This is a genomic window from Chitinophagales bacterium (genome assembly GCA_041392475.1).
Taxonomy (GTDB): domain Bacteria; phylum Bacteroidota; class Bacteroidia; order Chitinophagales; family UBA2359; genus JAUHXA01.
Genome location: JAWKLZ010000001.1, coordinates 960910 through 978292 on the forward strand (window position 1 = coordinate 960910; position 17383 = coordinate 978292).

The 17383-nt window shown below is 38.2% G+C and carries 10 protein-coding genes; 8 read left to right on the forward strand and 2 right to left on the reverse strand.

All coding sequences use genetic code 11. The features are described from left to right. The first annotated feature begins 48 nt into the window (after positions 1 to 48). The 8 genes from R3E32_03625 (at position 49) to R3E32_03660 (ending at position 15008) form a co-directional block, all read left to right on the forward strand. Positions 49 to 792 carry a hypothetical protein gene (locus R3E32_03625; GenBank protein MEZ4883805.1) on the forward strand — a complete coding sequence of 248 codons (744 nt, stop codon included), beginning with the start codon at positions 49 to 51 and terminating at the stop codon, positions 790 to 792. Positions 793 to 1687: 895 nt separating this feature from the next. Then, positions 1688 to 2188, forward strand: a complete 501-nt coding sequence (locus R3E32_03630) for a sigma-70 family RNA polymerase sigma factor (GenBank protein MEZ4883806.1) — start codon at positions 1688 to 1690, stop codon at positions 2186 to 2188. Positions 2189 to 2288: 100 nt separating this feature from the next. Beyond that, positions 2289 to 3281, forward strand: coding sequence for a FecR domain-containing protein (locus tag R3E32_03635; GenBank protein MEZ4883807.1), 993 nt, complete (start codon positions 2289 to 2291; stop codon positions 3279 to 3281). 116 nt (positions 3282 to 3397) lie between these two features. Further along, on the forward strand, positions 3398 to 6706 hold the full coding sequence (locus R3E32_03640) for a TonB-dependent receptor (protein MEZ4883808.1): 3309 nt from the start codon (positions 3398 to 3400) through the stop codon (positions 6704 to 6706). Between the two features lie 209 nt (positions 6707 to 6915). Further along, entirely contained in the window at positions 6916 to 8400 is a 1485-nt protein-coding gene (locus tag R3E32_03645; protein MEZ4883809.1) for a RagB/SusD family nutrient uptake outer membrane protein, read from the forward strand. Between the two features lie 143 nt (positions 8401 to 8543). After that, positions 8544 to 9647 (forward strand): IPT/TIG domain-containing protein, encoded by a 1104-nt coding sequence (locus tag R3E32_03650; protein ID MEZ4883810.1) that lies wholly within the window; start codon positions 8544 to 8546, stop codon positions 9645 to 9647. Positions 9648 to 9731: 84 nt separating this feature from the next. After that, the gene (locus tag R3E32_03655) at positions 9732 to 12698 is read left to right on the forward strand and encodes a T9SS type A sorting domain-containing protein (GenBank protein ID MEZ4883811.1); all 2967 of its coding nucleotides are present in this window, start codon (positions 9732 to 9734) and stop codon (positions 12696 to 12698) included. Positions 12699 to 12878: 180 nt separating this feature from the next. Further along, complete coding sequence (locus R3E32_03660) at positions 12879 to 15008, forward strand: endo-1,4-beta-xylanase (protein ID MEZ4883812.1); 2130 nt, start codon at positions 12879 to 12881, stop codon at positions 15006 to 15008. Positions 15009 to 15482: 474 nt separating this feature from the next. Here the strand turns inward: R3E32_03660 and R3E32_03665 are convergent, their stop codons facing one another. Beyond that, the gene (locus tag R3E32_03665; GenBank protein MEZ4883813.1) at positions 15483 to 16178 is read right to left on the reverse strand and encodes a mechanosensitive ion channel; all 696 of its coding nucleotides are present in this window, start codon (positions 16176 to 16178) and stop codon (positions 15483 to 15485) included. A gap of 536 nt (positions 16179 to 16714) precedes the next feature. Continuing rightward, complete coding sequence (locus tag R3E32_03670) at positions 16715 to 17278, reverse strand: hypothetical protein (GenBank protein ID MEZ4883814.1); 564 nt, start codon at positions 17276 to 17278, stop codon at positions 16715 to 16717. Positions 17279 to 17383: the final 105 nt, after the last annotated feature.

The following is a 17383-nucleotide window of genomic DNA, read 5'->3' on the forward strand; positions in this document are numbered from 1 at the left end:
GATAAATCGTATAGACATAAAGTACAATTACAAACGTGGAAAAATAGGTTGAAAGAATTGATTGACGATCAAAAAATACTAAAAGATTCTCTCCCTAAATTCACAGTGCATTTAGTTCAAAAAGATACTTTGGCTTATCAACATTTCGAGTACGATGCATCTGAAAAAGAACATTACCGAACTTACTTTGATCATATTTTTTTTACAGAAAAAAAAGGCACAAGTCTAATCAATGAAGAAATTAGGCATTTGATATTTGACGGGTATGGTAGCAGAGATAAATATGTTCAATACCATTTAATGCAATATGATAAAGAATTTTTTGGGGTTACAGGAGAAGAAAGATACAGTTGGGGAGATGAAGAAAGTATCACACTTATATTTAATTCTACTGATATTGTCTCGTTTATTCACAACGATTTTGAAGGAAGAGGAGGCGGTGCGAGATGGTTTGGCGAACAATTTTGTTTCAACTACGATACAAAAACAGGTAAGAAGATTGAATTTAACGAAATCATTGATTCTACGAAAACGGAAATTCTTGACTCTATCATTGAGCAAGCTTTTGTAAAAGACCATTTTGGAGGAGATCATGAATTGTACAGGGCTAATGTAAAAGAAAGGTTAAATTCTACCCAAAATATTTGCATCGAAAAAAAAGGGATTTCATTTGTTTATCAAAGATATGAACAAAGCTTGTATAGGCACGCAGCCCTTATGATTTTTGTTTCCTATTGTGATTTGGAAAAAATTTTAAAGTCAAAATCAATAATAACTAATAATTTAAATTAATTTTGATTGACATTCAAGCCCTTAGCAAACCTCAAAAGAAAAATGGAACTTATGAAGTACATTTGATTTAGAAAGTTGTCACAAGATATATAGAAGATACTAAGACTATGAAAAGAAAAAACAAGTGCGGAGAATCTCTACTCAACTAAAGGCAGTCATAAAAAAATGGGATCATGGATATTTTTAGTAGAGCAATTAAAAACTTTGAAGTCTCATCTTTGACAATAAACTTAAAAAGTCTCATTCCACTAAAATCTTCAATGAACCATAAAATGATTATTATAGGTACTTCATATTCTTGAATCCCTGTATTTTGCCTAATATTTGTTTGTTTGGGAAGTTGTAAAAATGACTCATCATCCATTTTTTATCATTTACATTTTCTAGTAAAGTACGACTTAGAAAAAAATACGTTGATTATCAGAATATAACATTAAATTATCAACTGTGTGGTCTTTTTTGTTCCCATTATATTCGGCTTTTTTAGCATCATCAGGAGTCCTTCTCATTTGAGTTTCCTCCACTTCATCTTGTATAACTCACCCACTTAAATTTCAGACTTTTTTTAAAAAAACTAAGAGAAAAATAATTTATCTTCCACTGTTGAAAGTGCATTTCTGTCTTTTTTATAATCGTCAAATCAGCTTTTACATCTTTTACCATACTGTCGATGAGTGCGATAGAACTTATAATATTGTTCACAAAAAGAAGATAAGAGTTCATCAAATTCTGAAGTATGAAAAGATGATAAAACGAGAAAGATTCAGTATTTTTCAATAAAATTCGCATACTTGAATATAATAAAAAATAACTTTTCAAAGAAAAATCAATTCTCGTACATATATGTGCACAAGATCTGAAAAATTATACAATCACCTTTAATAGAAAAATAAGTTTGGACAAAACGAAATTCGAGGAAATTTTTCAATCGAACTATGGTTCATTGTTTGCTATGGGCTTCAAAATGAGTGCAGACCGAGCTTTGACAAAAGATGCCATCCAAACCTTGTTTTTAGAATTGTGGGAAAAAAGGCACCAAACCAATGAAGTCACACATTGGAACGCCTACCTTCGTAAATCGCTTTACCGAAAAATACTGGTAGAATTGAAGAAAAAAAAATCTCTAACACAGGATATTTCTGACCATAATTACTCCTTTTTTACACCATCCTACGAAGAACTTCTGATCCATTCTCAAACCACTCAATCCCAAAAAGACAAGCTGAAATCTGCGCTTAAACAACTTCCTTTAGAAGAACGCAAGGTATTGAATCTCCGTTTTTTTGAAGGATTGAGTTATGAGGAAATTGCCGAAAATACAGGTAAAAGTAAGCAAACTGTTTACAATCAAATTTTTAGTGCGATTAGTAAGTTGAGAAAGACATTAAAGTACTGATGCAAAAAATAATCAGAAAAAATTCCCTCCTCCAATAGTAAATGCTCCAGAATTTCTCCTCTACCTTATAGAAGGCTCTAAAAAACCGTCTTCTATCAAAATGAATACGAACGAAATCACGATTGAGTCCTTGAGTGCCTCTGAGTACTTCCAACAATACTGTTTGAATCCAACAGCAGCAAATATGCAATATTGGCACCAATGGTTGGAAGCAAACAAAGACCATACGGCTACTTTTAAAACTGCTAAAGAACTGGTTTTACAGCTTTCATTGCAGCCAACTGAAGCAGAAATAGGAGAAGAATGGGAGCAATTGAAAAAACAAATGTCAACAAAACAGGAGGTTACACCAAAACAGCGTTTTTTCGAAAATCGGATGCTTTGGGGAATTGCAGCTACTGTTTTAGTCTTCTTAATGGCTTTTGGCTTATGGAAAAGTCTTGAACCTCTCCATACTTTACAACCCATCACCATCGCTACCGCTTATGGGCAGACCCAAAAACTCCTATTACCTGATAGTAGTGAAGTGATGTTGAATGCCAACTCCAAATTGACTTACAACAAGGATTGGAGCAAATCCCGAAAAAGAGATGTTTGGTTGGAGGGAGAAGCTTATTTTGAAGTAGTTCACAATCAGCAAAGTCCATTTGCAGTACATACCAACAAGGGAGTCATTCATGTTTTAGGAACCTCCTTCAATGTATCGCAGAGATCGGAAAATTTCAATGTAACTTTGGTAAAAGGAAAAGTAGTCTTATCTCTCCCAAACCAACCAAATCCTATCAATCTACAAGCTGGTGAACAAATCATTGTTGTCAAAGATGAAGTGCAACAGATAGAAGCTGATGTGGATTTGATTACAGCATGGCAATCGGGCAAATTGATTTTCAAAAATGCAACCATACAAAGCATTATCCACCGTCTTCAAAATGAATATGGCTGGACGATTAGTGTAAAAAACGATGTGCTACTCGAAAGAAAGGTAAACGCTACAATATTGAAAAACAAACCAGAACTCTTATTGGAAGCTTTGACCGAAATTTATGAATTAGATATTCGCAAGGTTTCAGAAGGAGTTTATGAGATAAGATAAATAAGAGAACAGTTCCCTATTTTTTTAATTAGCCAAAACAGAAGAATATGATGCAAAGAACTACAAACAAAAGAAATATTTATTTTTTACTTCAATGTATATCAATTATTTTTTTCTTGTGCCCATTTAGTTTAGCTACAAAAGCCGAGCAGTTGAATAGTGAAAATACTGCTTTACACCAAGTACTCGACAAAATTGCAGAAACCTATCAAGTTAGTATCATTTATGATATTGAACAAATGGAAAAAATCAATGTGAAAAATTGGAGTGCCTCCAAAGTTTCTTTGGAAGATGATTTAAAAAAACTGCTCAAAGATTTTGATTTAGAGTATAAAAAACTGGATGGACAAACCTACATCATCAAAAAAAAGAAATCAACAAAAAAAGCTACAATTGAAAAGTCAAATATCCCGATTCCAAATACACAACTTCAATCACCCAAGATAAAAGCACGGGGCATTGTTTTGAATGCCAAAACAAAAGAATCTGTGATAGGTGTAAATATTTTGGTGAAGGGTGAAGCAAGAGGAACTATCACAGAAGTTGACGGCAGTTTTTCGATTGAAATAGAAGAAGGACAAACACTTGTATTTACCTATATCGGCTATCTCCCAAAAGAATTGACCGTATTACAAGCCGATTTGGGAACTATTTTGTTGGAAGAAAACATCAGTCAGTTGAAAGAAGTGATTGTAGTGGGCTATGGTACTCAAAAAAGAAGTGATCTAACAGGTTCGGTTTCTTCTATTGGATCACAAGAAATCAAAGAAATACCTTCAACTGGCTTAGACCAAGCATTGCAAGGAAGAGCCGCAGGTGTATTTGTGACCCAAAATTCGGGAGCACCAGGAGGAGCAGTTTCTATTCGTATACGAGGAATTGGCTCAACACTTTCGGCAGAACCTTTGTATGTTATTGACGGAATTCCTGTGGTAAATGACAACAAAGGCACCTCCTCCAACTTCAATGAATTAGATGGTGGTGGACAAAATTCCAATGCCCTCAATACAATCAATCCCAACGACATAGAATCCATTGAAGTACTCAAAGATGCTTCTGCAACAGCAATTTATGGAGCGAGGGCTGCAAATGGTGTAGTTCTTATCACCACCAAAAGAGGAGAAGTAGGAACTTCCAACCTTACTTTAGAAACCTACTACGGAGTCCAACAATTGGCAAAGAAAATTCCCGTAATGAACCTCCAACAATATGCCGCTTATTATACCGACATCAATTCCGAACCCATTGAAGAATTTGAACGCCCAGAATTATTGGGTGAGGGAACAGATTGGCAGGATGCTGTATTTAGAGAAGCGGCAATGGAAAACTTTCAATTAACAGCTTCTGGTGGAACAGACAAAACTCAATACGCACTTTCGGGCAGCTACCACTCCAAAGAAGGAATTGTTGTCGGGTCAGATTTTTCTCGTATTTCTGGAAAAATCAATCTTGACCATAAATTTTCAGATAAAATTAGGATTGGCAATAGTTTTTTGTTGAGTCGAACTACTGAAAATATCACCTTCAATGACAACAGTAGTGGAGTAGTTTATACGGCTTTGTTAATGGTTCCTAATGCACCTGTCCGCAATTCAGATGGCTCTTTTGCAGGCCCCCAAGAGGAAATTACACTTTCATTTGACAATCCAGTGGCACGAGCTTTGGAAACCAGCGATATAAATACCAAAACAAGGGCTTTGGCAAATTTCTATTTTGAAGCCGATTTATTGCCTTTTTTGAAGTACCGAGCAGAATTTGGAACGGACATCGTGTATTCCAACCACAACACCTTTTTCCCTTCTTTTGAAAGAGGCAATTTCTTTGGAAAATCAGGTGTACGGCGAAGTTTGAACAACAATCTTTTTTGGATCAACAAGCATTTATTGACCTTCGATAAAACCTTTGCCGAAAAACACAACCTCACAACTTTACTCGGTTTTGAAGCACAATCGGGGAAATATGAATGGCTGTTTGCGTCACGAGACAACTTACCTACCAACGATTTGCAACAATTGACATTGGGAGATGCAGGGCAGCAACAAAACGACGGAGGAGCAGGTCATTGGGCATTGATGTCTTATTTTGGAAGGTTGAACTATGGCTTTGCAGACCGATATTTATTGACTGCAACAGTGAGAGTAGATGGGTCTTCTCGCTTTGGCCCAAACAATCGATATGGAACATTCCCTTCAGCTGCAATTGCTTGGCGAGCATCGAATGAGCCATTTTTGAAAGATATTGAAGCATTGGACAACTTGAAGATTCGTTTTGGTGTTGGTGAAGTTGGAAACCAAGAAATCGGATTTTACTCCTATAGTTCCAATTTGCGTTCAGTCAATGTTGCCATTGGTGATCAATTGATCACAGGATTTGCACCTGACAATATCGCCAATCCTGATGTAAAATGGGAGTCTTCTGTCCAATCCAATATCGGAATTGACCTCGGTTTGTTCAAAAACCGCATCGAATTTATTGCAGATTATTATATCAAAAAAGCTGATGGAATGCTGTTACCTGCTTTGCTACCAACTACGGCAGGTTCTTTGAATCCTCCTTTTGTCAACATTGGAGAAATCGAAAACAGAGGAATTGAATTATCTCTAAATACAACTAATCTGACAGGCAAACTTTCTTGGCGAAGCAGTATCAATTTCACCAAAAACAAAAACGAGGTAATCAGTCTCGGTTCTTCAGGAAATTTGGTGGGCTTGATTCAACGCATCCCTGTGACCCGCACTGTTGAAGGTATGCCTATCAGTCAATTTTATGGCTATGTGACAGACGGAATTTTTCAAACCCAACAAGAAGTCATCGACAATCCTTTCCAACAAGAAGGCACAAGAGCAGGTGACATCAAATTCAAGGATTTGAACAATGATGGTGTAATCAATGACGAAGATCAGACATTTTTGGGCAGTCCACATCCAGATTTCACTCTCAATCTCACCAATAATTTCAGTTACAAAGGTTTCGATCTCAATGTTTTCTTCCAAGGCGTTTTTGGAAACGAAATACTCAACTTGATTCGTCGAGATGTAGAAGGCATGGCAGGTTTATCTAACCAGTCAGTCGTGGTGATAGATCGCTTTACCAATGCCAATCCAAGCAGTACAGTACCTCGTGCAACTGGCTCTGATCCCAACTCCAACAGAAGGGTTTCTGACCGTTTTATTGAGGATGGTTCTTTTGTGCGTTTGAAAAACATCACAATTGCCTACAATGTACCAAGGGCGGTTGCACAAATTCTCAAATTGGAGAACCTCCGATTTTATGCAAGTGCTCAAAACCTCAAAACTTGGACGGATTATACTGGCTACGATCCCGAAATCGGTTCTTACAATCAAAACCCACTCATCAATGGCGTGGAAAATGGGCGATATCCGACTTCAAAATCCTTTACATTTGGTTTGAGAGCTGGACTGTAGGTAAACTCAAATGCAAAACTTGTTCTGCATTTTGATTGAACTAATCAACTATCGGTGAGCAAGTTAAAATACAAGAATGACTAATTTAATATTTTAGTTTGCCTAATACCCCAAAATATTAATACTTCAACACAAAAACCAAAAAATCAAAAGTAAAACATTAATACCCTAAAACACCAAAACTTTAAGACAAACAAAATATATAAAAAATGAAAAGATACCTTCTTCAAATAATCGCTCTATCGGTCACGCTGACCATGATTTCTTGTGAGGATTTCTTAGACAGAGAACCTTTAGACCAACTAACAACCGACAATTTCTACAAAACCGCTGCTGATGCTGACAAAGCATTGTTGGCGACCTATTCTCCCATGCAAGACCAAGAATGGAACAGCAAAGGATGGATGATTACCGAAATTCCTTCAGACAATACACAAGCAGGAGGAACAGACCCCGATTTTACCCCCATTGATAACTTCACCGTAGTAGCTGACAATCTACCCGTTGCGAACTACTGGTCTATACGATATAGGCAAATCACACTAGCGAATACAGTTATTACCAAAGTAAATGAAATGGACTTGACACAAGCCTCAAAAAATCCATTATTGGCTGAGGCCATGTTTTTGCGGGCAGTAGCTTACTTCGACTTGGTGCGGATATACGGTGGCGTACCCCTCATCACCGCCCCCCCAGTATTTGGAGCAGATTTGTTGTATCCCAGAGCCAAAGTTGCAGAAGTATATGCGCTCATCAGTGCCGACTTAGAATTTGCAGCCGAATATTTGCCAATAACTTGGGGAGGAATAAATTTAGGTAGAGCTACAAAAGGTGCTGCAAATGCTTATTTGGCAAAGGCTTATTTGACCAATCGAGAGTACATCAAAGCCCGTGATGCAGCCAAAAAAGTGATTGATTCGGGTGTATATGATTTGATGGAAAGTTATGCCGATAATTTTGAATTGGCAACAAGTGACAATAACAAAGAATCTATTTTTCAAATCCAGTTTACAGGTTGTGGGCCTTTTGGGACAGGCAATGCGCTGCAAGCCTTTTTTGCTCCGTGGGGAGAAGGAATCACCAAAGACCGTGATGGATGGGGTTCACAAATCCCGACCAGTCCCAGTTCCAACAATCCGAATACAACGATTGCAGATGCATTTGAAACAGGTGATTTAAGGAAACTGCCTTCTGTCATGACTCCAAATGCCTATTATCCAACTGTGAATCCTCAAGATGGGGGTTATACTTACCCTACAAGTGGTGCTTCGGCAAGTTCGGTCAACATCAAAAAATATGTGATTGGCAGTGGAGCAAATGTTTGCTTCATGAGTACGCCTCAAAATGCACATTTAATTCGCTACTCAGATGTATTGATTACTTATGCTGAAAGTATCATGGAAATTGAAGGAGGACTCAGTTCCAATCCCGTGGCTTTATCATCCTTCAATAAAGTACGAATCCGTGCGGGTTTAGAGCCTGTGAATCAAATAGACAGATCAATAGTATTGCATGAAAGAAGGGTAGAATTTGCTTTTGAAGGCCAGCGTTGGTTTGACTTATTGCGCTCAGGTAAAGCCATCGAAATCATGACCCTTCATGGCAAAAACCCCAATTTACACAATTTGTTATTCCCAATTCCTGCGGGCGAATTGGAGGTGAATAACAAGTTGGTACAAAATCCTGGATATTGAAGTACTTGTGGCTTTGCAAGATGACAGAATTGAAGGGGGTTCATACTGTAAATTGCAAAAAATTTCGCCGACTTTCAATTCTACTTTGTATGCGAATTTTCACAATCGTACTATTTCATAATCATCCCATTAAAAAAATGACCATGAAACGTTTTATAACTTATTGCTGTGTACTCATGATCACGCTGCTCGGTTCCTGTAAAAAAGAACAAGCCCCTCCAAACATAATAGGAGTTGATCCTGAATTTGGTCCAGCAGAAACACTTGTGACCTTTGAAGGAACAAACTTATCCAATCTCCAAACCCTTACCTTTAGTGGTCAAGAGGTGAACTTCAATTTGGCTTACAATTCGGACAATGCGCTTTTGTTTAGGATTCCTGCCAATGTGCCTATCGGTATCCATGAAGTTGCATTTACAACTCCAGGAGGAACAGCGACTACTCAGTTTCGAGTGACTCTAGAACCACCCGAAATATTCAACATTCAGCCGGAGTCTGCAGCCCCTGGAGAAGAAGTAACCATATATGGCGAAAATTTCTTTGACCCCGTTGAAGTGTATTTTTTTGATAGCATTAAAGCAGAAATCGTTGCTTTAACTCCCGATTCATTGAAGGTGATTGTTCCAGAAGGGATAAAAAAAGGCTTTATTGGTGTGTCAGCAAATGGCGGCTATGTATATTCTCCCGTCAATTTCTTTTCCATCAACAATATATGGGTCAATGACTTCGATGGAAATGGCATGAGAGCAGAAACCAATAAATGGATTTTTCAAGGTAGTGTCAATCAAAATGCGACCAATGCTGTGCAAAACTCCAACCCTCCCCCTATCAATGGCAACTTTCTCAAGCTGAGTGGACGGGATAATTTGGGTATCAGTTGGATTGGCGGAGCACAGACCTATTATGGTTTCCCTGGAGATAATTTTGAAACATTCGGTATTACCACTTCTCGGAACAATACCCTTTTGGAGTTGGACATCAACAGCAATGGTAAGAAAAACACACACATCATTCTCATATTGATAGAAAAAGACGGCTCTCCGAATGACTTTACTGAAGATATCCATGTAAATTGGGACGGATGGAAAAAGGTTTCCGTGCCACTCAATCGCTTCAATGATTTGAATGGCGTTATTGTAAATCCTGCAAAAGTCCGAGCCTTGAAGATACACCTCATTGACGAAGATGACTCCAATACCACATTGGAGGTAAATGTAGATAATATTCGATTTGTCGAAATATTATAGAGTCATTGACAGTGATTGTAGAAAGCTTTTGAACTATAAACTGACCAATATAAAATTCATTTTTTTTCTTAAAACTTTACTCTAATGAAAAGATTTTTTACACTGATTTTTACTTTCTTTTTATGCACACAATTAGGCTTTGGACAAGTCTACTTGGATGGGCTTGACAACAATGATGTTACCTTCTGGAATGGTGCAGGCTCCTATTCTTTCTCAGCAGCCAATGGTGAAATGACTGTTCAAGCAAGTAACACAGGACCATTTGATACCTTTGTGTATCAAACCAATGAAGAAGGATCTGCCAGAACTGTGGACATGACAGGCAACAATAAGGTTTTTGTTAGAGCCAAAGCCAGCAATGTTGGTGTACAATTAAGAATGGATGTACAGGATAAAGAGGGCTATGTGACCTCTTTGGCAGGAATTACCAAAACTCTTACTAGTACCTACCAAGTTTTGCAGTTTGATTTCACGAGTAATTACCAAGATGGCGGATTCGGAGGAACGCCGTGTTCTTCTGGCCCTTGTGTAGTAGATGGCAGCCAAATTGCTCAACTGTTGTTTTATACACAACCTGGTGCTGGTGGCTACAATGGTACGGTGGTAATTGACTATATTTCCTTTGGGCAGGAGCCTGCTGCTCCTGTGATGTCGGATGTGTTTCAAGATCATTTTGACAAAGAAAACTCATTGGATGGATTTTCTTTCTTGGGACAAGGTTACGATGCTTTTTTGACGGGAAATTCTGAGGTAGTCATTCGTGGAGATGGAAGTACTCCAGAATACGATCCATTTACTTATCTTTTCTTGAATCAAACTACGGGTGACACCATAGACATTGACGCAACAGCTGGTAATAATAAGATATTTGTGAAAGTAAAATCTACTGTTCCTAACACCTCTCTTCGGATTGATTTGCAAGACATTGATACTTACTTGACCACACAAGGTTCGATTACTAAAATTGTAGGTACAGAATATGAAGTGTTGGAATTTGACTATACAGGTTCTTACGCAGACTTAGGCTACGGAGGCTCTCCCTGTACCGAAAATACGGCTCCTTGTCCAGTAAATGGAGAAAGAATTGCAGACATGGTCATGTTCATTAATCCAGGTGCAGGAGAATTTTTAGGCGAATTGACGATTGATTACATCTCTTTTGGGATTTCACTTGAGCCTGCTGGTTCTGGGCCTGAATTGTTATATAGCGATCACTTCAACAATGAAATGGTTGAATGGAGTGGCGATGTAGGTGGTTTTACTTTGGAGGAAACGGGTAGTGAGTGGATTATAACTGGTGATGGCACTGCTCCTGAATACACCTCAGTTACCTATATTTTGCATGACAAAGAAATAAATAGCGATATTCATTTAGACTTGTCACCTGCCAAAAACAAGATTTTTGTGAGGGCAAAAACGGACGGGGCATCCGTTCCTTTAAGATTGGATATATTGGATACTTTGGGTTATATCACCTCTCAAACGTCTTTGACCAAAATCATCAATGGCAATTATGCGACCTACGAATATGATTTTACAGGCGGCTTTTTTGATGGGGGTTATGGTGGAAGTCCTTGCGAAGTAGGACCTTGTGCCGTAGATCCTACCATTATTCGTCAATTGTTGTTGTATATAGACCCTGTTCAAGGTGGTTTTGCAGGTAAAGTATATATTGACTTTGTTTCGATTGGGCAACCTTTGGGTGATGACAATGGTCCTTTGGGTTTGGCAGAATATGCAGATCAAATGGACGAAAATACGTCTTTATTTGTCAACGAAACAGGAGGATTGACTTCCTCTTTTGCAGGAGATATATGGACTATTTCAGGCGATGGAACTGCGGGTGCTTATTCTCCTATGGTCTATAATACCCACAATGAATTGGGCGAATTGGTGATGGTCAATGCTGTTGCCAATGACAATAAACTCTTCATCAAAGCCAAATCAAGTGTAGAGGGTACAGAATTAAGAGTGGACGTACAGGACAATATGACTTTTGTAGGAAACTTGAATGCTGTTGCCAAAAACTTAACGACCGAATATGTGGTCTATGAATATGATTACAGCAATTCGTATTTAGACGGTGGTTATGGGGGTTCTCCCTGCACTTCAGATACTGCTCCTTGTGATGTAGATGGCGAAAGAATTAACACTCTTCAATTCTTCCTTAACGCAGCAGATGGCGGCTTCAATGGTACAGTGGATATTGAATGGATTTCTTTTGGTCGTTCTTTGGATGTAGTAGTCGAACCCACGGGGATTCTGAATTACAACGATGAAATGGACGACAATACCCTAAATTCGGTTTCTGATATGTCTGGTTTAGTGTCTTCTTTTGCAGCAGATGAATGGACAATTACAGGCGATGGCACTGCGGGTGCTTATTCTCCTGTGGTGTATTCTTTGCACAATGAAGCTGGTGAAGATGTGATTGCAGATGTTGTAGGTAGTGATGACAAACTATATATCAGAGCAAAATCAAGTGTCGAGGGTACACAATTGAGAATTGATGTGCAAGACAACAAAATGTTCGTAGGGAACTTCAATGCTGTTGCCAAAAACTTGACTACTGAATATTCTGTGTATGAATTTGATTACAGCAATTCTTATTTAGATGGCGGATATGGTGGTTCGGACTGTACTTCAGATACTGCTCCTTGTCCTGTGGACGGTGAGAGAATTGCAACCTTGCAATTGTTCTTCAATGCAGCAGACGGTGGCTTCAATGGTACAGCATCGATTGACTGGATTTCTTTTGGTCAGCCCATCGTTGGCATTCAAGATTACACCCGTTTGAACAGCATCATCGCTTATCCAAATCCTGCTGCGAATGAACTACATTTGGAATATGAAACACTTCTATCTGGTCATGTTGATTTGATAATCTACAATGCAATTGGTCAAATCGCTTCTACTAAAGATTTGGGTTCACATCAGATAGGTAAGGATTTAGAAACAATTGATTTATCTGACCTTTCTCAGGGTATGTATTATCTTGTTGTGAAAATGGATGGAGTCAATTCAGGGAATTTGAAATTTATTAAGCAATAGTAATATTACATCCCATCAATAAGGAGTGATTTATTGGTTTTCGATAAATCACTCCTTATTGATGGTTATTGATGAAAAACAGGGAAGTATTATTCGATAAACTCAGCTTCCTCGATGGAAGTATTTTATTTGAAGTTCTGGCTTTAACATTACGAATAAAAAACAAAAATTAACTCCAACATGAAATACATTTTCTTTCTCTTTAGTTGCACGTTTTGCTTCTTTCAAGCAAATGCACAAGACACATACCACAATTACTTACTCACTTATTTGCAAAACGACTACAATGTGTCATCGAGTGGTGAATGGGTATTTTTTGACAACGAAACAGCAATAATAAACGATGCAGATAGCTATGGTGCTGCAAGTTCAACGCTAAATGTGCTGGATCAACCCTTCTCCAAAAAAGTGCGCTTTCAGATTGGACAAGCAGGAGCAAATCCGTGGGATGCAGGTTGGAATTTGAGGAGCAATATAGCTGTCCAATCTGGAGATGTGGTATTGGCAGTGTTCTATTTGCGTTCTGAAAATGGCAGTGGAGAGGCCAACTTTTTTGTGGAAAATGCGACCAACTATACCAAAGAAATGTACTTGAGCTTACCTGTTGGAACTGACTGGAGGAGGTATTTGATTCCATTTGCAGCCGTACAAAGTTATGCTACCAGTGGTTTGACATGGGGTTTTCATTTGGCTATGCAATCTCAAACAATTGAAATAGCAGGCTTTACGGCCATTAACTTCAAAAGAACACTGACAGTGGAAGATTTGCCAAATGAAACGAACAACCAATTTTACGAAGGGTATGAAGAAGATGCTCCGTGGAGAACAGTCGCTGCACAGCGCATCGAACAATTGCGAAAAGCAAACATTAACCTAACCATTACCAATACCAATGGACAGGCAGTTGAAAATGTGCCTGTTCAGGTGAAAATGTTGCAGCACGAATTTAATTTTGGTTCAGCCATTACTGCCAATAAAATTGCAGGAAACAATGCCCAAAACGTTATTTATGAAAACAAATTAATTAACCTCGATGGCAAAGGGCATGGCTTCAATACCGTTGTATTTGAAAACGATTTGAAATGGCCTGCATGGGAAGACGAATGGTTTGTGAACAAAACGGAATTGGTCAATGCTGTTCAATGGCTGAGAAATAAAAGTATAAATATCAGAGGTCACAACCTTGTCTGGCCTGGGAACGACAACTATCCTTCAGATCTTAACAGTCACCTCAACGACCTACCTTATATTCAAAACCGCATCAATAACCACATCGAAACCGTCCTGACCTATCCAGGTATTGCAGGTGAAATTGACGAATGGGATGTATTGAATGAGATTGTCACGAATACGACTTTGGCGGAGAGATTCAGAGGCTCGGAAGGTTATCCAACTGGACGGGAATTGTATGTAGATATTTTCAACAAAGCCAGAGAAATGGATACCAATACAGGCTTGTGGCTGAATGATTACATCACAATTTCACAAAATCAAAGTGCAGGTTCTCCTCAATACGATCAACTCAAACAATATGTACAGGAACTTGTGGATGCAGGTGTTGATATTGAAGGCATTGGTTTTCAAGCACACATTGGAGGTGCGCCAACAGGAATTTCTGACGTATTAGCCACATTAGATGATTTTTACAATACTTTTGGACTCAAAGCCAAAATCACCGAATTTGACATGCCTTCTTTCGTTTCAGAAGAATTGGGGGCAACTTATTTGCGAGATTTTATGACCGCCATCTTTGGACATCCAAGTGTAGATGGCTTCCTATTTTGGAACTTTTGGGACGGAGCGACTTGGCTAAATGGAGGTACAAATTTGTACCGAATGGATTGGTCTCCAACTCCTTCAAGAGATACTTTTGTTGATTTGCTCTTCAATGAATGGTGGACAGACGAACAAGTGATTTCTTCCAGTGAAGGTTTGGCAAATTCAAGGATTTTCAAAGGTTTGTACGAAATTTCGTATATCTGCAACGGTGAAACGGTGCGAGATACAGTCCAAATCACCGATACGTTCAACTATACTATCTCCTGCGACAACCTTACTACCAACACCAAAGATTTCCAACAACAAAAAATCAATGTATATCCGAATCCCTCACACGGTTCTATCCACATCGAATTGCCCTCTAATACAGACACAACGCTTCGTTTGTTTGATTTGAGTGGCAAAAAAGTATTGGAAACAAGAGGCAATTCAGATTATTTCACTTTGGAGACAAATGATTTGAAGGGCATCTATTTTTTGGAAATGACGAATGGAGAAGCAGTATTTGTAGAGAAGATAATGATTGAGTAATACATTTTGTAGTTTTTACCGTATTTCCTACATTAAAGAATAGACATCGGAAGTCCTTGAGACTTCCGATGTCTTCTCACAGAACCTATTACAGCTAAAAGCAAGAAAGTGGCAACTTCATCAAGGTTGCATCCCTATCGTTGAATTCATTCGAGCTGTGTTTTTAAATGTTAAGAAGCCTGTTCAAGTGTCCACACTTGAACGGGCGAAAATCCTTTTGACCTTTCGGTACGAATAGTTCCCATCTATTTGCTTTTTGTTGTGGTAGAGAACCATTCTTTCTTTGCGATAGAGATTTCAAGAGAATACAACAAAGTGGATTTGAGTCAAGTGCCAAGCGGAGTTTATTTGGCGAGAATCATGGATTTTATGCAGAGAAGACAGGCACTTCGGGTTTTATCCATAAAATAGGTGTTTTTCAAAACAATTGATTTGTAGTAGATTAAGATTCTAAGTAGAATTCCAAACACCATTTCAGTTCGCTCCCAAATCCTCCAACAACCGCCTTTTTGCCTTCTCAAAAAAATCATTGTTCAACACCCAAAAACCCAGTGTTGCACCTCCATTTTGAATCGTTATCTCCACAGGTTGACTCACCACAATCCAGGGATTGGCATATACTACATTAGAGATAACTTGCTGTAAATCACTTGCATTTTCTGATAAATCTTCTATCTTTAAAGTTTTAAACACTGTCTTAGGCTTGTTTTTCTGAGCAATTTTCACCTCTTTATTCACCAGGCGGTAAGGACTTAGAATCTCCTCTCCCTCCGCAGTCACCATCTTCAAAGTGCTATTGCCAAAATGCGTGACCCGGCCACTGTAACCATTGAATGTTATCGAATCTCCCAACTGAAAATGCCCACCAAACCTCAGCACAATTCCTGCAAAAAAGTTTCTCCAAAAATCAAAAAACACTACCAAAATCAAAAACAGCCATACACTTGTCACCAATAAACTTGTTTTCAAACAGTAGTAAATCACCACTTCAAAAAATCCTCCCCATACCAATAGCTCCACCCTATCCAGTTTCTTTTGGGCTGCGTCATCCCGTTTCAATAAAGTAGGAAGCATCAACTTTTTATAAAGGTTGAAAGCTAAAAAAATCAGTATTCCTATCACTACAATCAGCATCAGCATCGACAAGGGAATTTCTTTGATAAAGTCCATATAGGTTTTACTTTTTATTCTTTGTTATTTTTTTTGAAAAACATGTGCACTATAAATCAAATAAATGGCAGATTACTTTTAATCTAACTACCTCATTTAACCATTCAACCATTCAACCATTCAACCATTTAACCATTCAACCATTCAACCATTTAACCATTCAACCATTTAACCATTCAACCATTCAACCATTCAGCCATTTAACCATTCAACCATTTAACCATTCAACCATTTAACCATTTAACCATTCAACCATTCAACCATTCAACCATTCAACCATTCAACCATTCAACCATTCAACCATTCAACCATTCAACCATTCAACCATTCAACCATTTAACCATTCAACCATTCAACCATTCAACCATTCAACCATTCAACCATTCAACCATTCAACCATTCAACCATTCAACCATTTAACCATTTAACCATTCAACCATTCAACCATTCAACCATTTAACCATTCAACCATTTAACCATTTAACCATTCAACCATTCAACCATTCAACCATTCAACCATTCAACCATTCACTGCCCTAAATCAAAACCCCTTCCTCTATCAGCCAATTCTCCACATTTGGCTTCACCGCTCGATAAATGACATAAGTATTCAAGCCAATTTTTTCCAATATTTTGGCTTTCAGCATCTCCTGCATCACTTCATGAATCCGTGTAGTCTCCTCACCAAACATTGCAGCAATACGCTCTTTGGTGAGATGATGGTTAAGGATGAATTGATACAATAACCATTTCCAGTGTTCATCTTTGATTTTGAGACTTTGCAAAGCGGACACATCTTCCACATATACCTTGTTATCAGAATATTCACGAATATTTCGCAGCCATATTTGCAGACTTAGACCAATATTTCCTTCACTTTCGGCATACATTCTATTCATCAATCGGTTGAAGTGGTTTCCTTCAATGTTGTTCTCCTCATTTTTATACACGATGTGCGTACCAGCCAACCGATGCCTTTCCAAAATAATATTTTTCATGGCTTCCTTGTTGATAGGCGACAAAACAATGGTGTTCGTAACCACCCTTTGAAGCGATCTTTGATTTCTCACCGCCTCCATAGCATATAGATTGATGTTCAAAATTTAGACTTTGGACGGAAATTGTTTGAAAAAAAATAGGCAAAACTATTGCTATAGTATATTATGTGAAAAACATAGCTATTACAAAAGAGTTTTGCCATGATA